General features: G+C 50.5%; 24 protein-coding genes. 17 read left to right on the forward strand and 7 right to left on the reverse strand.

The window, feature by feature from the left end:
* Positions 1-141: 141 nt before the first annotated feature.
* The 8 genes from pspA (at position 142) to tyrR (ending at position 6,741) form a co-directional block, all read left to right on the forward strand.
* On the forward strand, positions 142-810 hold the full coding sequence (gene pspA / locus OGY71_RS03600) for a phage shock protein PspA (protein ID WP_063940810.1): 669 nt from the start codon (positions 142-144) through the stop codon (positions 808-810).
* Between the two features lie 54 nt (positions 811-864).
* On the forward strand, positions 865-1,089 hold the full coding sequence (gene pspB, locus OGY71_RS03605; RefSeq protein WP_003020509.1) for an envelope stress response membrane protein PspB: 225 nt from the start codon (positions 865-867) through the stop codon (positions 1,087-1,089).
* A complete protein-coding gene (gene pspC, locus OGY71_RS03610; RefSeq protein ID WP_003020497.1) occupies positions 1,089-1,448 on the forward strand; it encodes an envelope stress response membrane protein PspC in 360 nt (119 codons plus the stop codon). The genes pspB and pspC overlap by 1 nt, the downstream gene beginning before the upstream one ends.
* Positions 1,449-1,456: 8 nt before the next feature.
* Positions 1,457-1,687 carry a phage shock protein PspD gene (gene pspD, locus OGY71_RS03615; RefSeq protein WP_003833267.1) on the forward strand — a complete coding sequence of 77 codons (231 nt, stop codon included), beginning with the start codon at positions 1,457-1,459 and terminating at the stop codon, positions 1,685-1,687.
* 446 nt (positions 1,688-2,133) lie between these two features.
* On the forward strand, positions 2,134-2,451 hold the full coding sequence (gene pspE / locus OGY71_RS03620) for a thiosulfate sulfurtransferase PspE (RefSeq protein WP_004201265.1): 318 nt from the start codon (positions 2,134-2,136) through the stop codon (positions 2,449-2,451).
* A gap of 142 nt (positions 2,452-2,593) precedes the next feature.
* A complete protein-coding gene (locus tag OGY71_RS03625; protein WP_003833262.1) occupies positions 2,594-3,991 on the forward strand; it encodes a YcjX family GTP-binding protein in 1,398 nt (465 codons plus the stop codon).
* Positions 3,988-5,049, forward strand: coding sequence for a YcjF family protein (locus OGY71_RS03630; protein WP_032943592.1), 1,062 nt, complete (start codon positions 3,988-3,990; stop codon positions 5,047-5,049). Before OGY71_RS03625 ends, OGY71_RS03630 begins: the two co-directional genes overlap by 4 nt.
* A 147-nt stretch (positions 5,050-5,196) precedes the next feature.
* Positions 5,197-6,741 carry a transcriptional regulator TyrR gene (gene tyrR / locus OGY71_RS03635; RefSeq protein ID WP_003833259.1) on the forward strand — a complete coding sequence of 515 codons (1,545 nt, stop codon included), beginning with the start codon at positions 5,197-5,199 and terminating at the stop codon, positions 6,739-6,741.
* A gap of 53 nt (positions 6,742-6,794) precedes the next feature.
* Here tyrR and tpx read toward each other — a convergent pair whose 3' ends face one another.
* Positions 6,795-7,301, reverse strand: a complete 507-nt coding sequence (tpx, locus tag OGY71_RS03640; protein ID WP_003020437.1) for a thiol peroxidase — start codon at positions 7,299-7,301, stop codon at positions 6,795-6,797.
* Between the two features lie 115 nt (positions 7,302-7,416).
* On the opposite strand from tpx, the gene ycjG reads away from it, so the two are divergent.
* The gene (ycjG, locus tag OGY71_RS03645; protein ID WP_286612854.1) at positions 7,417-8,382 is read left to right on the forward strand and encodes an L-Ala-D/L-Glu epimerase; all 966 of its coding nucleotides are present in this window, start codon (positions 7,417-7,419) and stop codon (positions 8,380-8,382) included.
* Here the strand turns inward: ycjG and mpaA are convergent.
* Entirely contained in the window at positions 8,357-9,085 is a 729-nt protein-coding gene (gene mpaA, locus OGY71_RS03650; RefSeq protein ID WP_003833255.1) for a murein tripeptide amidase MpaA, read from the reverse strand. The two genes, ycjG and mpaA, sit on opposite strands and share 26 nt — an antisense overlap.
* Before the next feature lie 184 nt (positions 9,086-9,269).
* Here mpaA and mppA point away from each other — a divergent pair, with 184 nt between their 5' ends.
* Complete coding sequence (gene mppA / locus OGY71_RS03655; RefSeq protein ID WP_003833254.1) at positions 9,270-10,883, forward strand: murein tripeptide ABC transporter substrate-binding protein MppA; 1,614 nt, start codon at positions 9,270-9,272, stop codon at positions 10,881-10,883.
* 37 nt (positions 10,884-10,920) lie between these two features.
* Here the strand turns inward: mppA and OGY71_RS03660 are convergent, their stop codons facing one another.
* Positions 10,921-11,484, reverse strand: a complete 564-nt coding sequence (locus tag OGY71_RS03660) for a MarR family winged helix-turn-helix transcriptional regulator (RefSeq protein WP_003833252.1) — start codon at positions 11,482-11,484, stop codon at positions 10,921-10,923.
* A gap of 114 nt (positions 11,485-11,598) precedes the next feature.
* Between OGY71_RS03660 and OGY71_RS03665 the strand changes: the two genes are divergently transcribed.
* Together OGY71_RS03665 and OGY71_RS03670 are read left to right on the forward strand one after the other, a co-directional pair.
* Positions 11,599-11,829, forward strand: coding sequence for a glutaredoxin family protein (locus OGY71_RS03665; protein ID WP_286612856.1), 231 nt, complete (start codon positions 11,599-11,601; stop codon positions 11,827-11,829).
* A 66-nt stretch (positions 11,830-11,895) separates the two neighbouring features.
* Positions 11,896-12,180, forward strand: a complete 285-nt coding sequence (locus OGY71_RS03670) for a Rho-binding antiterminator (protein ID WP_003833248.1) — start codon at positions 11,896-11,898, stop codon at positions 12,178-12,180.
* On the opposite strand, the gene OGY71_RS03675 is transcribed toward OGY71_RS03670, so the two are convergent.
* A complete protein-coding gene (locus OGY71_RS03675) occupies positions 12,177-12,947 on the reverse strand; it encodes a DeoR/GlpR family DNA-binding transcription regulator (RefSeq protein ID WP_008784903.1) in 771 nt (256 codons plus the stop codon). The genes OGY71_RS03670 and OGY71_RS03675 overlap by 4 nt on opposite strands.
* 120 nt (positions 12,948-13,067) lie before the next feature.
* Between OGY71_RS03675 and OGY71_RS03680 the strand changes: the two genes are divergently transcribed.
* The 4 genes from OGY71_RS03680 (at position 13,068) to OGY71_RS03695 (ending at position 15,789) form a co-directional block, all read left to right on the forward strand.
* Complete coding sequence (locus tag OGY71_RS03680; RefSeq protein ID WP_008784902.1) at positions 13,068-13,451, forward strand: VOC family protein; 384 nt, start codon at positions 13,068-13,070, stop codon at positions 13,449-13,451.
* A 172-nt stretch (positions 13,452-13,623) separates the two neighbouring features.
* The gene (locus tag OGY71_RS03685; RefSeq protein ID WP_003833239.1) at positions 13,624-14,253 is read left to right on the forward strand and encodes a carboxymuconolactone decarboxylase family protein; all 630 of its coding nucleotides are present in this window, start codon (positions 13,624-13,626) and stop codon (positions 14,251-14,253) included.
* Between the two features lie 32 nt (positions 14,254-14,285).
* Positions 14,286-14,693 (forward strand): cupin domain-containing protein, encoded by a 408-nt coding sequence (locus OGY71_RS03690; protein WP_286612858.1) that lies wholly within the window; start codon positions 14,286-14,288, stop codon positions 14,691-14,693.
* A gap of 43 nt (positions 14,694-14,736) precedes the next feature.
* Complete coding sequence (locus OGY71_RS03695; RefSeq protein WP_164562746.1) at positions 14,737-15,789, forward strand: NAD(P)-dependent alcohol dehydrogenase; 1,053 nt, start codon at positions 14,737-14,739, stop codon at positions 15,787-15,789.
* Positions 15,790-15,827: 38 nt separating this feature from the next.
* Here OGY71_RS03695 and OGY71_RS03700 read toward each other — a convergent pair whose 3' ends face one another.
* Positions 15,828-16,859, reverse strand: coding sequence for a mechanosensitive ion channel family protein (locus OGY71_RS03700; RefSeq protein ID WP_003833232.1), 1,032 nt, complete (start codon positions 16,857-16,859; stop codon positions 15,828-15,830).
* Between the two features lie 244 nt (positions 16,860-17,103).
* Between OGY71_RS03700 and OGY71_RS03705 the strand changes: the two genes are divergently transcribed.
* Complete coding sequence (locus tag OGY71_RS03705) at positions 17,104-17,364, forward strand: DUF2534 family protein (protein ID WP_003020403.1); 261 nt, start codon at positions 17,104-17,106, stop codon at positions 17,362-17,364.
* 48 nt (positions 17,365-17,412) lie between these two features.
* Here the strand turns inward: OGY71_RS03705 and uspE are convergent, their stop codons facing one another.
* Together uspE and OGY71_RS03715 are read right to left on the reverse strand one after the other, a co-directional pair.
* Positions 17,413-18,363, reverse strand: coding sequence for a universal stress protein UspE (gene uspE / locus OGY71_RS03710; RefSeq protein WP_003833229.1), 951 nt, complete (start codon positions 18,361-18,363; stop codon positions 17,413-17,415).
* A gap of 641 nt (positions 18,364-19,004) precedes the next feature.
* Positions 19,005-20,173 (reverse strand): IS3 family transposase gene (locus OGY71_RS03715; protein ID WP_100216202.1). Its coding sequence is split into 2 segments (ribosomal slippage): positions 19,005-19,924 and positions 19,924-20,173, totalling 1,170 coding nucleotides; the frame shifts between segments, so codons are not numbered across the junction.
* Between the last annotated feature and the right edge of the window lie 72 nt (positions 20,174-20,245).

The raw sequence follows: 20,245 nt of genomic DNA on the forward strand, positions 1-20,245 counted from the left end.
CACCAATTTACGCTAATTAGCCTGGCAGGTAAAATTATATAATTACAATAAAATCAATCACATAAAAAGTTGGCACGCCAAGTGCATTATGGAAACAGCAGGGCATAGCCCGATATCAGAACAGTAAGTGAGGATTACATTATGGGTATTTTTTCTCGTTTTGCCGACATCGTGAACGCCAACATTAATGCGTTGCTGGAAAAGGCTGAAGATCCGCAGAAACTGGTGCGGTTGATGATCCAGGAAATGGAAGACACGCTGGTTGAGGTACGTTCTAACTCAGCGCGTGCGCTGGCAGAAAAGAAACAATTATCTCGCCGTATCGAACAGGCCAGTGCCCAACAGGCAGAGTGGCAAGAAAAAGCAGAACTTGCGCTGCGTAAAGAGAAAGAAGATCTGGCGCGTTCTGCGTTAATTGAAAAGCAGAAACTGACCGATTTAATTGACTCTCTGGAGCATGAGGTGACGCTGGTTGACGATACGCTGGCGCGTATGAAAAAAGAGATCGGTGAGCTGGAAAATAAACTCAGTGAAACCCGTGCTCGTCAGCAGGCGTTGATGCTGCGTCATCAGGCAGCGAGTTCTTCGCGTGATGTTCGTCGTCAACTGGACAGTGGTAAACTCGATGAAGCGATGGCGCGCTTTGAATCTTTCGAGCGTCGTATCGATCAGATGGAAGCCGAGGCTGAAAGCCATAACTTCGGTAAACAGAAGTCTCTGGATCAGCAATTTGCTGACCTGAAAGCAGATGATGAAATCAGCGAGCAGCTGGCGCAACTTAAAGCCAAAATGCAGCAAGACAAGCAATAATAACATCTGGCGGCGCCCGAACGCGCCGCCGCTCATCACCTGTAAGGAGTACTCATGAGCGCGCTATTTCTGGCCATCCCGTTAACCATCTTTGTGTTGTTCGTTTTACCGATTTGGCTCTGGCTGCATTACAGCAACCGTTCCAGCCGTGGCGAACTGTCGCAAAGTGAACAGCAACGTCTGGTCGAACTCAACGATGACGCACAGCGGATGCGCGAGCGCATTCAGGCGCTGGAAGACATCCTTGATGCTGAACACCCAAACTGGAGGGACCGCTAATGGGAGGCGTTAACCTGAACAAAAAACTGTGGCGTATTCCGCAGCAGGGCATGGTGAAGGGGGTTTGCGCTGGGATTGCGCATTATCTCGATGTGCCTGTGAAGCTGGTACGGATCCTGGTGGTGTTGTCAGTCTTTTTTGGCCTGGCCTTTTTCACCTTCGTCGCTTACATCGTGCTGACCTTTGTGTTGGATCCGATGCCGGACAATGTGGTTTCCGGCGAGCAGCAGCCATCAAGCGGTGAGCTGTTGGATGCCGTCGATCGCGAGCTGGCGGCTAGTGAAAAGCGTTTACGTGAAATGGAGCGTTATGTGACGTCCGATACTTTTTCCTTACGTAGTCGCTTCCGTCAATTGTGAGGATAGAAATGAACAATCGCTGGCAACGTGCCGGGCAAAGGGTTAAGCCGGGCTTTAAAATAGCAGGTAAGCTGGTGCTTCTGACCGCACTGCGCTACGGCCCGGCGGGTGTAGCAGGGTGGGCGGTGAAGTCCGTCGCCCGACGCCCGCTAAAAATGCTGCTGGCGTTGGTTCTGGAACCGGTGTTGAGTCGGGCTGCGGCAAAATTGTCGAAACGTTATTCAGGTAATCAACCCTGATATTTGAATCAGCAAAAGCAAGCAACAATTAATCAACATTCCCTCAGTTAATTTGCGGCAGCTCACAAATATAATTTTGGGGCTGTCAAAATTCTTTTGGGTCGTTACCACGGGTATTGAAGGTGAACTAAAAAATCTATTTCGCAGGGCATTAATACCCAGGTTTTATATCAGGAAGTCGGTCAGCAATATTTGTGTTCCTATAGTGATATTCTGTAATCCTTTCTCACCTGCAATCAGATTAAATAATAAATTACAGATTGGCTCACCTAATTGTTGGGAAGGAACGTCAAATGCGGGTAGAAAAATCAACAGGCTAACTGCAGCATGGGTAACCTGAGTGACAATCGTCCGCGCCTGCAGACGGTGATAATGCGGTCGCAATATTTTCTTAAGAACTGGCGTATAGTGTAGAGGTAAATCCAACTATCAGTCAGGAAGATATTATGTTGAAAAAAGGTGTATTAGCGTTGGCTCTGGTCATCGGCATGCCGGTTTATGCTGCGGAACATTGGATCGATGTTCGCATTCCTGAACAGTATCAACAGCAGCATATTCAGGGGGCCGTCAATATTCCGTTAAAAGAGATGAAGGCACGTATTGCAGCTGAAGTTCCTGATAAGAACGACACTGTGAAGCTGTACTGCAACTCCGGGCGTCAATCGGGACAAGCGAAGGATATGTTGACTGAAATGGGCTATACGCAGGTGACGAATGAAGGTGGCATCAACCAGATCTCGCTTCCTAAAGTAGAGAATAAATAAGCCGTACGCAGTTCTTCTGCTCTTGGCGGTAAGAATAATGCCGCCAGGAACCGCCCAGGTAGTTGATAAGTAAGAATTGACCCCTATCTTTACTTCCTGTTTGTTATAATTTCTTCGGTTCCTTCAGCAAAACGGGATGGCGATGAAGCGACTTAAAAATGAACTCAATTCGCTGGTTAATCGCGGGGTAGACCGGCATTTACGCCTGGCTGTCACCGGACTTAGCCGCAGCGGTAAGACGGCGTTTATCACCGCGATGGTAAATCAGTTACTCAATATTCATGCCGGTGCACGTCTGCCGTTGCTCAGCTGCGTGCGCGAAGAGCGTTTGCTCGGCGTGAAACGGGTTCCTCAACGCGATTTTGGCATTCCGCGCTTTACCTATGATGAGGGACTGGCTCAGCTGTACGGCTCTCCGCCGACCTGGCCGACCCCTACGCGCGGCGTGAGTGAAATACGTCTGGCGCTACGCTATAAATCCAATGACTCTTTACTGCGCCACTTTAAAGACACCTCCACGCTGTACCTGGAGATCGTCGATTATCCGGGGGAGTGGCTGCTCGATTTACCGATGCTTGCCCAGGATTATCTGAGCTGGTCGCGGCAAATGACCGGATTATTGCAGGGGCAGCGGGGCGAATGGTCGGCAAAATGGCGGCAGTTATGCCAGGGGCTGGATCCGTTGGCGCCTGCTGATGAAAACCGTCTGGCGGAAATTGCTGCCGCCTGGACGGAGTATCTGCATCAGTGTAAACAGCAGGGCCTACATTTTATTCAACCGGGCCGTTTTGTCCTGCCCGGGGATATGGCGGGCGCGCCTGCGCTGCAATTCTTCCCGTGGCCGGATGTCGATGCCTGGGGGGAATCAAAGCTGGCGCAGGCTGACAAACACACCAACGCGGGCATGTTGCGCGAAAGATTCAATTATTACTGCGAAAAGGTCGTCAAAGGGTTTTATAAGAATCACTTCCTGCGCTTTGACCGCCAGATTGTGCTGGTCGATTGCCTGCAGCCGCTCAACAGCGGGCCACAGGCGTTCAACGACATGCGCCTGGCGCTTACTCAGTTGATGCAAAGCTTCCATTACGGGCAGCGTACGCTGTTTCGTCGGCTATTTTCTCCAGTGATCGACAAGCTGCTGTTTGCCGCCACCAAAGCCGACCACGTCACGGTGGATCAGCACGCCAATATGGTGTCGTTATTGCAGCAGCTGATCCAGGACGCATGGCAAAACGCTGCGTTCGAAGGTATCAGCATGGATTGTCTGGGGCTGGCATCTGTGCAGGCAACCACCAGCGGCTTGATCGATGTGAAAGGTGAAAAGATCCCGGCGTTGCGTGGTAATCGTCTGAGCGATGGCGAACCGCTGACAGTCTATCCGGGGGAAGTGCCCGCGCGTTTACCTGGGCAGGCATTTTGGGACAGCCAGGGCTTTCAGTTTGAGGCGTTTCGCCCGCAGGTTATGGATGTCGATAAACCCTTACCACATATCCGCCTCGATGCCGCGCTGGAGTTTTTAATAGGAGATAAATTGCGATGAGCGAGCCGTTAAAACCGCGTATCGATTTCTCAGGTCCGCTGGACGTGGAACAAAACACGGCGTTTAAAGCACAACAAATGTTCAACGAAACGGAGGCGCAGACTTTTTCTCCGGCGAAAGTGGATGAACCCCTGGAAGACGAAGGTCAGGCGGAGGCCGTCATTGATGCGGCCTTACGCCCCAAACGCAGTCTGTGGCGCAAGATGGTGATGGGCGGGCTGGCGCTGTTTGGCGTGAGCGTTGTTGCTCAGGGTGTGCAGTGGACCATGAACGCCTGGCAGACTCAGGACTGGGTCGCGCTGGGAGGATGTGCCGCAGGCGCATTGATTATCGGCGCAGGTGTCGGATCGGTGGCGACCGAGTGGCGCAGATTGTGGCGATTGCGTCAGCGCGCGCACGAACGTGATGAAGCGCGAGACTTGCTCCACAGCCATGGAACCGGAAAAGGTCGTGCATTTTGTGAAAAACTGGCGCAGCAGGCGGGTATCGATCAGTCGCATCCAGCATTGCAGCGTTGGTATGCCTCAATTCATGAAACGCAGAACGATCGCGAGGTGGTCAGTCTGTATGCCCATCTTGTGCAGCCGGTACTGGATGCGCAAGCCCGGCGTGAGATTAGCCGTTCTGCGGCAGAGTCCACGCTGATGATTGCCGTCAGCCCATTGGCGCTGGTGGATATGGCGTTTATCGCCTGGCGAAATCTACGGCTGATTAATCGCATTGCATCGCTGTATGGCATTGAACTTGGTTATTACAGCCGTCTGCGTCTGTTCCGCCTGGTGCTGCTGAATATCGCTTTTGCCGGGGCCAGTGAGCTGGTGCGGGAAGTAGGGATGGACTGGATGTCGCAGGATTTAGCCGCCCGCTTATCAACGCGTGCCGCACAGGGCATTGGCGCGGGGTTGTTAACGGCGCGTCTGGGCATTAAAGCTATGGAACTTTGCCGACCGCTGCCGTGGATCGATGATGATAAGCCACGACTGGGCGATTTTCGCCGTCAACTGATTGGTCAGGTGAAAGAGACCTTACAAAAAAACAAATCTCCGCGCGAAAGTTAGCTAAAAAACAGGCGCCGATCGTATAACTTTACGCCCCGGCGCCCAATTTTCCAGCGCGCTGTCAATATTTGTTGACAGAGTTCTTCCTGCGAACCAAATACTGTCTTATCATTTACTACATAATCCCTTGTCCTGATGAAGGTTCCTATGCGTTTGGAAGTCTTTTGTGAAGACCGTCTTGGTCTGACCCGCGAATTGCTCGATTTACTGGTGCTGAGAAGCATTGATTTACGCGGCATCGAAATTGACCCCATCGGGCGGATTTACCTTAATTTTGCGGAGCTGGAGTTCACCAACTTCAGCAGCCTGATGGCTGAAATTCGCCGTATTTCAGGGGTTACGGATGTGCGTACCGTGCCATGGATGCCTTCCGAACGTGAACATCTGGCACTAAGTGCGCTGCTTGAAGCGTTGCCAGAGCCGGTCCTTTCTCTTGATATGAAAAGCAAAGTCGAGATGGCGAACCCTGCGAGCTGTCAACTTTTTGCGCACACCCAGGAGCGGATGCGCAACCATACCGCAGCCCAGTTAATCAATGGGTTTAACTTCCAGCGCTGGCTGGAAAGCAATCCGCAGGATTCCCATAGCGAACATGTCGTGATTAACGGGCAGAATTTCCTGATGGAAATTACGCCCGTCCATTTGCAGGGCGAAAATCAGGAGCAGATGTTGACCGGCGCGGTGGTGATGTTGCGCTCCACCATCCGAATGGGACGTCAGCTGCAAAATATGACAACGCAGGATCTCAGTGCGTTTAGCCAGATTATTGCCGTCAGCACCAAAATGAAACACGTCGTAGAGCAAGCGCGCAAGCTGGCGACGCTGAGCGCGCCGCTACTGATTACTGGTAATACCGGCACCGGCAAAGATCTCTTTGCTCATGCCTGCCATCTGGCAAGCCCGCGTGCGTCGAAACCGTATCTGGCGCTGAACTGTGCGTCAATCCCTGAAGATGCGGTTGAAAGCGAGCTGTTTGGCCATGCGCCGGAAGGTAAAAAAGGGTTCTTTGAGCAGGCGAATGGCGGTTCGGTTCTGTTAGATGAAATTGGCGAAATGTCGCCGCGTATGCAGACCAAATTGCTGCGTTTTCTCAATGACGGTACGTTCCGTCGCGTGGGAGAAGATCACGAAGTTCATGTTGATGTCCGTGTGATTTGCGCCACGCAAAAGAACCTTGTGGAGCTGGTGCAGAAAGGACTTTTCCGTGAAGACCTCTATTATCGTCTGAATGTACTGACGTTAAACCTGCCGCCGCTGCGCGATTGCCCACAAGATATTATGCCGCTCACCGAACTGTTCGTGGCGCGTTTTGCCGATGAGCAGGGCGTGCCGCGTCCGAAGCTGTCCGCCGATCTCAGCACGGTGTTAACCCGTTACGGTTGGCCGGGCAACGTGCGTCAGCTTAAAAATGCTATCTACCGGGCGCTGACCCAGCTTGAAGGCTATGAACTGCGGCCACAGGATATTTTGCTGCCGGATTATGATGCGGCAACGGTTGCGGTCGGAGAAGAGGTAATGGAAGGGTCGCTGGATGAAATTACCAGCCGCTTTGAACGCTCCGTGCTGACGCAGCTGTATATGAATTATCCCAGCACGCGCAAGCTGGCCAAGCGCCTCGGCGTTTCGCATACCGCGATTGCCAATAAATTGCGCGAGTACGGCCTGAGCCAACAGAAAAAAAGCGAAGAGTAATGCCGTAAATGAAAATGCCTCCATGTGGAGGCATTTTTGTATGCAAACGCAGCTTACGCTTTCAGTACGTCCAGCGCCGCTGTGTAGTCTGGTTCGTTGGTGATTTCATTGACCAGTTGGCTGAAGACGACGTTGTCATTTTCATCGATAACAACTACGGCACGTGCGGCCAGACCTTTCAGCGGGCCTTCAGCGATTTCAACACCGTAGTTTTTCAGGAATTCTGCGTTGCGCAGGGTGGACAGCGTGATAACGTTGCTCAGACCTTCCGCGCCGCAAAAACGAGAGTGGGCGAATGGCAGGTCGGCCGAAATACACAGTACGACGGTATTGTCGATTTCTGTCGCCAGTTGGTTAAACTTACGTACCGATGCCGCGCAAACGCCAGTATCGATGCTTGGGAAAATATTCAGCACTTTGCGCTTGCCTGCAAACTGGCCCAGCGTAACGTCAGACAGGTCTTTAGCCACAAGGGTAAAAGCCTGAGCTTTGCTTCCAGCCTGAGGAATGGAGCCGGCAACTGCAACCGGGTTGCCCTGGAAATGAACGGTTTGTGACATGGTTATCTTCCTGTTTACATATAGTTAACGTCGAGGCTAGTTTATGCCATCAACAGTTAACACGGCAAACGCTATTTGCGGATATCCGCTTCAGGGACTGCATTAAGGAAAACAAATGAGAACAGTTAAGGTATATGAGGAAGCCTGGCCGCTGCACACTCCCTTTGTCATCGCCCGTGGGAGCAGGACCGAAGCGCATGTGGTTGTCGTCGAATTGACAGAAAATGGCGTCACAGGTATTGGCGAGTGCACACCGTACCCGCGCTACGGTGAAAGCGATGCCTCTGTCCTGGCGCAAATTATGAGCATTGCGCCACAACTGGAAAACGGACTGACGCGTGAAGAGCTGCAAAAGCTGCTGCCAGGAGGGGCTGCGCGAAATGCCGTAGATTGTGCGTTGTGGGATCTGAGTGCGCGTCAACAGCAGACGTCGCTGGCGGAATTGGTGGGAAGTGAACTGGCGGAAGTGGTGACGACGGCGCAAACCGTGGTGATTGGCTCGCCGGAACAAATGGCCGCGAGCGCGGCTGCGCTGTGGGGAAATGGTGCGAGACTGCTGAAAGTTAAACTGGATGCTCGCTTGATTAGTGAGCGGATGGTTGCCATTCGTGCGGCTGTTCCTGACGCCACGATTATTGTCGACGCCAACGAATCCTGGCGGGCAGAAGGCCTTGCGGCACGCTGTCAGCTGTTGGCTGATCTAGGGGTGGAGATGCTGGAGCAGCCGCTGCCGGCTCAGGATGATGCCGCGCTGGAGAATTTTGTGCATCCGCTGCCCATCTGCGCAGATGAAAGTTGCCACACTCGCAGTAGCCTGAAAGCGCTGCACGGACGCTATGAAATGGTCAATATCAAACTGGACAAAACAGGCGGTCTGACGGAAGCACTGGCGCTGGCAACGGAAGCCCGCGAGCAGGGATTTGCGCTGATGCTGGGCTGCATGCTGTGTACCTCCCGGGCGATCGGTGCGGCGTTGCCGCTTACGCCGCAGGTTAACTTTGCCGATCTTGATGGCCCGACCTGGCTGGCCAGCGATGCGGAGCCAGCCCTGCATTTTACGACCGGGCAGCTCCATCTCTAGGGTGCCAGCGCAGCAGATTGGACATGGCCAGCAGGTATTTTTCGCTCGCTTCATCCGATGAAATGGGCGGAAATTCGGCGGTTATGCAGTGTAAATTCAGATCTGCGCACCAGCTCCCAAAAGAGCCGGGCGTTTCATAACCTACGCTGGTGACCAGAGGCAATTCAAACGACTGTGCCAGCCACGAACCCAGCTCGCTGCTTCTGGGATCTTCAATACAGGCCAGTGGATCGTGGAAAGAGACTACCCAGGCGGGATGAATTCGGTGAATAAGCTGACACAACGCCTGGGTTTCTGGTTCCGAACCCGGACTTTCGCCGGTCAACAACACCACATCACGCTCTTCTGCACTACTGTTCCAGCGATACACCGTTTCGCCCGCTCTCCAGTTTGCGGCGGGAAAATTACGGTTCAGATCGACGCCGTTCGCATTTGCGCGCAGCCCAAGCTGGCAACCGTCAGGGTTTACGGCCAGCACCACATGGTGGCGACGCAGGGAAGGGTTAAGCGTACGCAATGCGCAGGAAAGGGTAACGACCGAGGAGTTTTCGTCGCCGTGCGTTCCCGCCAGTATCAGGCCGCTTTCACGATCGGCTGCCAGTGCAGGGAACCAGATTAGCGGTGCGCCTAACAAGGAGCGTCCGTAATGTTCGGTTCCAGGTGGGAATGCGCCGCGCTCGGCACGGGGACGGGTAACGGTCATAGTCATCTCTGAATGCTTGGATTGTTACTCGCAGTGTTGTGCAAAATGTATGGATAATCAAATCGTTTTCACACACTTATCTTTTCAGGTGTAATATCACTTTCTTGTCGGAAGTTAATTGCATTTCCTGCTGGCGATACAAATAATTACACATTCACTTAGTAGCCGGAATTGAGGGTACCTTATGCAGCATTCTGTTTCAGTAACCTGTTGTGCGTTGTTGGTTAGCAGCATTTCTTTATCCTGGGCTGCTGATGTTCCCAGCGGAACGGTACTGGCAGAGAAACAAGAACTGGTGCGTCATATAAAAGACGAACCGGCGTCGCTTGATCCGGCAAAAGCCGTTGGGCTGCCTGAAATACAGGTGATTCGTGATCTATTTGAAGGGCTGGTCAACCAGAATGAGAAGGGTGAGATCGTGCCTGGCGTCGCTACCCAGTGGAAGAGTAACGATAACCGCATCTGGACGTTTACGCTGCGCGACAATGCGCGATGGGCGGATGGTACGCCAGTAACGGCGCAGGATTTTGTCTATAGCTGGCAGCGTCTGGTTGATCCAAAAACGCTGTCGCCGTTTGCCTGGTTTGCTGCGCTGGCGGGTATTAATAATGCTCAGGCTATTATCGATGGCAAAGCCACACCTGATAAACTTGGCGTTAGTGCTGTCGATGCACGGACATTGAAAGTTCAACTGGATAAACCGCTGCCCTGGTTTGCCAATCTGACGGCGAGTTTTGCATTCTATCCGGTACAAAAAGCCAACGTTGAGAGCGGCAAAGAGTGGACCAAACCAGGCAATCTGATTGGTAACGGCGCCTATGTGCTCAAAGATCGCGTCGTAAACGAAAAACTGGAAGTGGTGCCGAACACGCATTATTGGGACAACGCCAAAACAGTGCTGCAAAAAGTCACCTTCCTGCCGATCAACCAGGAATCAGCTGCGACCAAGCGCTATCTTGCTGGTGATATTGATATTACCGAGTCCTTCCCGAAAAATATGTACCAGAAACTGTTGAAGGATATCCCGGGTCAGGTTTACACCCCGCCGCAGCTTGGTACTTATTATTATGCCTTCAATACCCAGAAGGGACCGACTGCCGACTCACGCGTGCGCCTGGCGCTCAGCATGACTATCGATCGTCGTCTGATGGCGGAGAAAGTTTTGGGTACCGGTGAGAAACCAGCATGGCATTTTACGCCGGATGTAACGGCAGGATTTGTGCCGGAACCTTCACCGTTTGAGCAAATGAGTCAGGAAGAGCTGAACGCGCAGGCGAAAACGCTGCTGCGCGCGGCGGGCTATGGCCCGCAAAAACCGCTTAAACTGACGCTGCTGTACAACACCTCAGAAAATCATCAGAAGATTGCTATCGCAGTGGCTTCTATGTGGAAGAAGAACCTCGGTGTTGACGTAAAACTGCAGAACCAGGAATGGAAAACGTATATCGACAGCCGTAATACCGGTAATTTTGATGTGATCCGCGCCTCATGGGTGGGTGACTACAATGAGCCTTCTACGTTCTTGTCGCTATTAACATCGACCCATACGGGCAATATCTCCCGCTTTAATGATCCGGCGTACGACAAAGTGTTGACCCAGGCAACTCTGGAGAATACAGAGAAAGCGCGCAATGCCGATTATAACGCCGCGGAGAAAATTCTGATGGAACAGGCACCTATTGCGCCGATTTATCAGTATACCAACGGGCGTTTAATTAAACCGTGGTTGAAAGGATATCCGATTACTAACCCTGAAGATGTGGCCTATAGCCGCACAATGTATATCGTTAAGCACTAACAGAGATAATGGCTGGTGTGATTTTGCATCAGCCATTTTATGTTTCCGGCGGCTGATGCTCCCGGCAAATCAGCAATGAATCTTCTTCACTCAATCTCTCTTTCGTCAGATTACAAAATCCCTGACCATCAATTTTTTGGTGGAACCGACAGCTATGGCAAAGACCAAAGCCAGGCACATTGTTGGTCCTCTGGATCCCACGTAACAGTTCTAACAGCAGCTCTCTGAGCACGATCGCCCGTTCACCCATTGCCGATTCACCCTCTACTAAAAACGTGGGGGGCAGCAGGGCTTCAAGTAAGGTATTGGCCGACTCACTTAAGTGTAGATGGACGCTACGTTTATCACGGTCATCCGGCTTGCGAACAATCAACCCTTTGTTTTCCAAAAGCTTCAGCGATTGCGACACGGTACCTTTGGTGAGACCAAGGTAGTCTGTCACGCCAAGCGGCGTATTGGAATAACGGTTGCAACGGGCCAGATACATTAACGCGCTAAGTTGTACTGGCTGGAGATCCGCCAGTAAAGGGTGCTGGCGAAACCACATCCTTGTCAGGCTGGACAGCCGGTCAAGTACGTCGAAAAGTGACATGTCGGGCATAACAAATCCTCCTCGGCATATAGTATCGATTAAAAACTATATTGACAAAGGATAAAAGCAGCGTAGCATGAATTATAGTATCGAATCGATACTATAATTTAAAGGAGATGTATCATGACTAAAGCTCGTTTCTATCATGCAGGTTGCCCGGTTTGTGTTTCCGCAGAACAGACACTTCTGCAGCATTTGTCTGCGGATGTTGAAATCGATGTGGTTCATCTGGGAGAGCAACCTGTTCGGGTTGCTGAGGCTGAAGTGGCTGGCGTGAAATCTGTTCCGGCGCTGGTGATTGACGGCAATGTGCTGCATATTAATTTCGGCGCTCCCATTGAAGCGTTGAAATAGCTGGAAAGTTCGGGAAGTTGCGTTGGCGATTTCCCGAATATACAAGACGTTGGGGAAGATAGCGTGATGAAAACGACCGAAGAGTATCACCCGATAGATTGCGATCTTCATGATTATCTGGAAATCGCCTGCATGTACCACTATTGGTTGCACATTGAACTAACAGATGGCACATGTTTTGATGCTAAAGCGCTGACGACGTGTACCACAGTGGAAAAAGAAGAATTTCTGGTAGTGGAGCAATCTGAAAATCAGCAAAAAATCCGTCTGGATTATCTGTCAGCGATCACCGCGCTGACGCCAGGAGCGACGTTTAGCACAGTAAATTTTCAGCGAGCCTACCGCGGTTAGACGGTATAAATTCGAATGTCATGTGCCTGGAACGCTGTGGCGTACTCTTTGCTGATGTTGTCCTCTACAACAATCACATCGATATTGCTGCTTTCGGTCACGACATATCGGGCGACGGCTGGGATTTTTTCAGCCGTTAGCGCGACGATGGTTTCATTACATTGTTTTATCACCGCTTTTTTGAACTCACAATCCGCATAATCAAATCCCGTTAAGCCGGATTCAGGCGACATCGCGCAGCCGCCAATAAATCCCTGATCGAATAAAATGTCCTGCACTTGTGCGATGGCGGAAGCTCCCACGCACCCACCTGAAGATCTCTGCACCACGCCACCCAGCATAATGACTTCAAACAGCGGTTTTTTTAGCAAAACGGCGGCAATCTCCGGCGAATTTGTCACCACGGTTAACGCCAGTTCGGCGGGCAGAGCTTCTGCCATTGCCAGATTGGTGCTACCCGTGTCGATAAAAATACAGCTTCCAGATTTGACCAGCCTGGCACATCTCTGCGCGATGTTGCTCTTTTTGGCTACATTAATACTCTTGCGCACGTCGATGTCTTCGGATTCAGGGAGTGTAATGACCGCGCCACCATAAACTTTTTTACACACGCCATCTTTGCTCAATTCATGCAAATCACGACGAATTGTGTGTTCAGAAACGCCTAATCGGTTAGCGAGTTCAGAACAAATGACCCTGCCGTTTTCTTGCAGGATCTGAAAGATAAGCGCCTGACGCTGTTCCGGGAATGCGGCGTAATCGAGCATAGATACTCCAGGTGAAATAAACATCGAGCAATAGAGTGCATGATCGTGCATTATGATTAACGATGTCAACATCCCTTACAGGGGCCGTACTATTCTGGATACAATGGGAAGAGGTTCACTATGAAGATTGCGCATATGGCGTTATGGACACAGGATCTCGAGCAGCAAGCTCGCTTCTGGGTATCGTTTTTTGACGGCAAGATCAACGAGAAATACCGCAGTAAAACCAATCCTGGGTTTGAATCTTATTTTGTCAAAATTGGCGAGGAAATTGCGATTGAGTTAATGACCAAACCGGGTCTTATCGGGCAGCAACCTGACAATAATCGTTGCGGATGGGTACACCTCGCCATTTCTGTTGGCGGCAATGAAAATGTTGATGCCATTGCAATGCAAGCGCAGGAACAGGGGATATTAGTCTCAGGTCCGCGTACTACTGGCGATGGTTATTACGAAGCGGTGATAAAAGATCCTGACGGCAATTTAATCGAGATTGTGGCGTAAGTCTTCAATCAGCTACCTGCAAATAAAGAGTACCTGCTACTGATTATTGATGAGCACAGCTCATAAGTTTGTCCTTCTTTTCCTCTCTAATCACCGACACGTCGAGTCTCTATAATTTTACTGTTTTCAGCCCCCGGTGGTGCAATGTTGCCACCGTTTTGGAGAGTCGAATATGCAATACCAACTGGATGCCAGACAACAGGCAGTCATCCCCATTGCGGCATTCACTGCCACAGGACAGATGGAAAAGTTGGACGTCGCGCTCAACGCCGGACTGGATGCGGGACTCACGCTCAGTGAAGTAAAAGAGATCCTGCTACAGCTCTACGCATACTGCGGTTTCCCTCGCAGCCTGAACGGTCTGTCCTGCTTTATGTCGGTGGTGAAAAGTCGAAGCGAAAAAGGGCTTTCAGACGACGAAGGTAGAACGGCCACGCCGCCACCTGCAGACTGGAACAGTGTTCAGGCTGGGAGCCTAACTCAGACACAACTGGTTGGACAGCCTGTAAGCGGTCCGCTGTTTGACTTTGCTCCCGCTATTGATGTCTGGCTTAAAACGCATCTGTTTGGCGATATTTTTCAGCGAGATGTACTCGACTGGCAGGACCGTGAATGGGCGACCGTTTCGGCGCTGGCCGTTCTGGGCGGCGTTAACAGCCAGCTGAAAAGCCATTTTGCGATATGCCTTAACATCGGGATCCTCCCTGAGCAACTCAGTGAGTTTATTACGATACTCGAACAGCACTGTGGAGCCGGGATTGGGGAAAATGCCCGTACGGTTCTTGATGAATGTCTGGCATGAACACCGCGGACATTATCCATACTGGAGTGACTATGAACGAACAATTTGATGGTAACAGCGTCTTTCCGCGTGGAGAGAAAAATGAAGCGTATGCGAAGTATTTCACTGGCGACAGCTATCTGACCATGCTCTCCATGGAAGGCGTGGTAATTGGCAATGTCGCATTTGAACCGGGTTGTCGTAACTTCTGGCATGTTCATCATGAGGGCGGACAGATATTGCTGGTGACCGGTAGCAGAGGTTGGTATCAGGAGTGGAATAAACCGGCACGTGAGCTGAAAACCGGTGATGTTGTGCACATTCCGGCGGGAATGAAACACTGGCACGGTGCTGCGCGTGATAGTTGGTTTGCTCATATCGCCGTGGAAATCCCGGCCCCTGGCGCGTCGAACGAATGGCTGGAACCGGTTAGCGATGCTGAGTACAACCTGCTGCCCTGAACTATGCTAGTTCTGGTAACACCTAATCCCTGAGGAGATCTCAATGGTCATGAATGTGAAGGGTTATGCTGCTCTGGCGGTGAAAGAAGATTTAGTCCCCCATAATTTTGTTCGTCGCGATCCGCGTGAAGATGATGTGGTTATCGATATTTTATACAGCGGTGTATGCCACTCGGATATTCACAACGCCTACAACGATTGGGGCGGTGCTAAATATCCGATGATACCAGGGCATGAGATCATTGGCCGCGTGGTGCATGTTGGTAAGTCGGTAACAAAATTCAAAGTGGGCGATCTCGCAGGGGTCGGCTGCATGGTTGATTCGTGCCAACACTGTAGCGCCTGCGAGCAGGGGCTAGAGCAGTATTGCGAAGAAGGTAACACGCTAACGTATAACGATATCGACCGTCATGACGGTCTGCCCACTTTCGGCGGCTATTCTGACAAAATTGTCGTTACCGAAAAGTTTGTGGTGAAGGTCCCTGAAGGGATCGATTTACGCGGTGCGGCGCCGCTGCTTTGCGCCGGGATCACAACATGGTCGCCTCTGCGCCACTGGCAGGTAGGCGAGGGCAGTAAAGTCGCGGTTGTCGGTCTGGGTGGACTCGGGCATATGGCAATAAAACTTGCAAATGCGCTGGGCGCGGAAGTTACGCTGTTTACACGTTCACCGGGCAAAGAAGCTGATGCCAGACGTTTGGGGGCCAGTCACGTTGTGCTTTCCACTGACAGTGAACAGATGAAAGCGACAGCGAATCAGTTTGATCTGATTATCGATACTGTGCCCTACGTTCATGACCTGAACCCTTATATCCCAACCCTGGCGCTAAGCGGTACGCTGGTGTTGGTTGGTTATCTTGGTGCGTTGGATCCGTTGCTGAATACGGTTCCCCTGATCCTTGGGCGTAGGTCTGTGGCGGGTTCAGTTATCGGCGGTATTGCCGAAACGCAGGAGATGATGGATTTTTGCGGTCAGCATGGTATTACCGCCGATGTCGAGGTGATCGATATTCAGGATATTAATCGTGCCTGGCAGCGGATGTTGAAAAGCGATGTGAAATACCGCTTTGTAATTGATATTGCCTCATTGAAATAAGTACAAAAAAGACGCGGATTTCCGCGTCTTTTCTTTTGTTAGTGTGTCGATGGCGATGTTTCAGGATTATCCATATACAGCGTCTGGCTGGGGAACGCAAAGTCGGCGCCGTTTGCCTGGACTATCGTGATAATCTTTAAATAAACGTCTTGCTGTACCGCGAGCCATTCCTTCCAGACGGTGGTTTTCGTGAAGCAATACACCATGATATTCAACGATGAATCGGCAAATTCATTAAAATAGACCAACAGAGTTTGTTTCTGGTCTATTCCTGGATGGTTTTGCAGCATTTCTCTAACCGACTCGACAACGGCACCGACTTTATCGGCATCCTCATATCGTAACCCGATCACCGTTTTAATTCGCCGGTTGGTCATGCGCCCTGGGTTTTCTACGCTGATGGAGGAGAAAATCGAGTTTGGCACATACAGTGGACGATGGTCGAAGGTGTTTATTTTAGTCATTCGCCAGCCAATTTCTGCTACCGTGCCTTCAATATTGCGGTCCGGGGAGCGGATCCAATCGCCTATGCTAAACGGTCTGTCGAAATAGAGCATAATGCCTGAGAAAAAGTTGCTCAGAATATCTTTCCCCGCCATACCCACTGCGATACCGCCAATACCGCCAAAGGTTAACAGGCCGGATAAGCTCATACCGAAGTGTTCGCCATACAGTAAAATGATGGCAACCACGATGGTAATCTTGATGATACGCGACAGGATCCTCGCGCTGGTGATATCTCTGCCTTTATTAATCTGCGTCTTTTCAAACTGATTAATCACCAGAAAAAGTTTGATGGTCAGGATCAACGCAATCAACGAGGTGCAGATAAAGTCGACCACGCTGGGGGAGATAAATTTCAGGCTGTAACTTTCGATAACGTTATTAGCAATGCTGCCAAACGTCCCAATGATAATGGCATAAACAAAAAATTGTGCGGCATGAAATATGAATCCTTTGCAGCGACGCTCTCCACGATGATACCAGACGCTCATCAGGACCAGCGCGGCACAGCAGCTAAGAATTACCGTCAAATTAAACGCATTATTCATAAACAGTTCAGCGATCATGATTCTTCCTGGCAACTCCGTGTTAGCTAAATATCATCTGACATCCTAATCCCCAGATATTTTACCCAGTTAAGGAGGTCAGATCATTAATCAAAAGGAGAGATAAATAATGCAATCAGCGCTATTTTCAGCGAAATAACGCTGACGTCAACTCTGTATGCGGTTTATGTAGCAGACAGTCAGTTGATGTCATGGTATTGTTAGCGCAAAGTAACAAGGTTTTCATCTGCAAAAGGACAGTACTATGATCATGGCTAAGCTGAAAACAGCGAAGGGACGGAAGTTTCTGTTGTGCCTGCTTGGAGTGTTTATTATCGCAGCGTCGGTCGTGACGCGAGCGACGATCGGTGGCGTTATTGAACAGTATGACATTCCGCTATCCGACTGGACCGCTTCAATGTACGCCATTCAATCTGCAATGATTTGTGTCTACAGCATGGTGTTTACGATTCTGTTGGCTATCCCGCTTGGTATCTATTTCCTCGGCGGTGAGGAGCAACACTAGGCGTTTAAAATGCCGGATGATATCGCCATCCGGCATTTCATTGTGTGGTTAATCGTCTTCTTCGTCGTCCAGTTCAACTGGTGTCTGATATTCATCCGGCTTGATGACCAGCAGGTCACAGCGTAGATGATCGATAACCTGTTCCGCGGTATTACCAAGAAACGCAGCAGAAATACCGGTACGTCCGACGGTCCCCAATACCACAATACCCGCCTGCAAGTGCTCGGCTAAATCAGGAATGACCTCTTCAGGTAAGCCTTTTTCAACGTGCGTCACTTTCTCATCAATACTGAATTTCTGGCGTAGCGCCTTCATGGCCAGCAGGTGCTGTCCACGAATTGCGTCGTTATAAACGCTGGGATCAAATTCAGGCAGTTCAATCGCGATGTTGATTGGTGTGACAGGGTAGGCGCCTACCAGATGTACTTCGGTATGGTTAACCTGTTCTGCAAGCTGTAGCGTCTCCTTGACCAGTTTTTCATTGAGCGCGTTGTGATAAGCCTCTTCACTGGCGAGGTTTACGGCAACCAGTGCTTTACCCCCTTCAGGCCATGGCTGGTCTTTCACCATCCATACCGGACTTGGACATTTACGCAATAAATGCCAGTCGGTTGGCGTAAATATTACGGCTTCGAGGCGGTCGTGTTGGTGCGCCATCTTGAGGACCAGATCATGCCTGGCACTGATGACTTCCTGGATGATGGCTTCAAAGGGTCGGTTATGCCAGACCACTTTAATCTCCAGAGGGATCCCTGCTTCGATGTAGTATTTCGCTTGTTCACGTATCCATGCAGTTCGCTGGCTGATGACCCCCTGACGCATTGCCGTACGCTCATCAGGCGACAGCAGGGTAGTCATCTCATAGGAAAAGTCATAGATCGGCAAAAAGGCTTTAATTTTGCCACCAATCCGTTGATGCAAATAAACAGCTCGCCTTAATGCTGGTTGATCGTCCTGGTTAGGGTCGATGACGACCAGCATATTTTTATACATAGCCATACAGGGTCTCCTTACGACTGAAGGAATCTAACCACAACAATAACTTACATTCAGTATACACAGATTCTAAAGCGTCACTACACAAATTTGTGTTTTTTGCCTAATCCTATGTATTTCAAAAAGTTATTAGAAATTAGATAATCCTATTGATTTCATAAAATTTAATGTCTAGTATCAGCCGCAACAGATACATATGACGTGTTTCTACTCCCTTCCTCACGATGAGAATAACTTAACCTGCTACTTGGTAAGGTGTGATCTCATTACCAGATTATCCTCCTTGTAGACCCTTAACCCTAAACAGTACGCCGATCCTATATGGACTATGGCACAGGGTTTGAAAAATGACTGAGCCTGTATCATTAAAACAATTTAACTGTACTGTCCCTGCTGATGATGTTAATGCCATTAAGAAATACTGTTATGTAAATGGGATCACACTTTCGGGTATGACTCGTTTTCTTCTTAGCCATGTACTCAGTGGAGAGATCTCTCTAGATCTCGACATGATCCGTCGTGCTGATTATGAGTACAGATCTAAAGGGAGTCGCTTCTGATATGAAAAAGAATATTATTTGCTACTTCAACTGCTGCCTCTCCATCACCACGAGTAGCGGCTTGGAACGTTTCAAGTGTAGTGGTCAACTAAAACTGGCCACGGCTTTAGAGTTTTTCCAGTATCGGTTTTCCGATTCGTTTGGGGGCAACCCACCGTTATAGTCATGCGGCCTTAGCGAGCTGTAATACCCGACGATATAGTCTGTGATCGCATGAGCAGCATCGCTAAAGTTTATATAACCTGTCACTGGCACCCACTCGTTTTTCAGACTACGGAAGAAGCGTTCCATCGGGCTGTTGTCCCAACAGTTTCCACGTCGGCTCATACTCTGCCTGATCTGGCAACGCCACAGTAACTGCCGGAACTGCCTGCTTGTATAGTGGCTACCCTGGTCACTGTGGAACATCACTCCGGCTGGTTTACCGCGAGCTTCCCACGCCATTTCCAGCGCTCTGATGGTCAGCTTGCTATCCGGCGAGAATGACATTGCCCAGCCCACTGGTTTCCTTGCGAACAGATCGAGAACAACTGCAAGGTAAGCCCAACGCTTGCCTGTCCAGATGTACGTCACATCGCCGCACCACACCTGGTTAGGTTCTGTCACTGCGAACTGTCGCTCAAGGCGATTCGGGATAGCGATGTGTTCATGACCAACACGTTTATACCGGTGGGTAGGCTGCTGACAACTCACCAGCCCCAGTTCTTTCATGAGCCTGCCAGCAAGCCAGCGTCCCATTCTGAAGCCTCTCAGGGTTGCCATAATGGCGATACTTCTTGCGCCAGCAGAGCCATGGCTGATGTTATGCAGCTCCCGAACCTGGCTGCGTAACACAGCTCGCCAGCCGTCTGGCTTTTCGGCGCTTTTCTCCCAGTATTTGTAGCTACTGCGATGAACCCCGAACACGTGGCAGAGTGTGACCACAGGATACTGCGCTCTGAGTTTCCCGATTAACGAGAATTGTTCAGGGAGTCTGACATCAAGAGCGCGGTAGCCTTTTTTAATATGTCGTTTTCCATTTCAATGCGTTGTAGCTTTTTCTTCAGCTCACGTATTTCAATCTGTTCCGGGGTTATAGGGGAGGCTTTAGGTATTTTGCCCTGTCGTTCATCCCGTAACTGCTTTACCCATCGCGTCATGGTAGAAAGACCCACATCCATAGCACTGGCCGCAGCTGCAACGGTGTAGTTCTGATCAAGGACCAGTTGAGCGGATTCACGTTTAAACTCTGCGCTGAAATTTCTTTTTTTCATTGAGGCACCTGTAATGTTCTGAGGTGAGCATATCACCTCTGTTCAGGTGGCCAAATTCAGTAAACCACTACA

Source organism: Citrobacter sp. Cpo109 (assembly GCF_030332565.1).
In the GTDB taxonomy this organism is placed as follows: Bacteria; Pseudomonadota; Gammaproteobacteria; order Enterobacterales; family Enterobacteriaceae; genus Citrobacter; species Citrobacter portucalensis.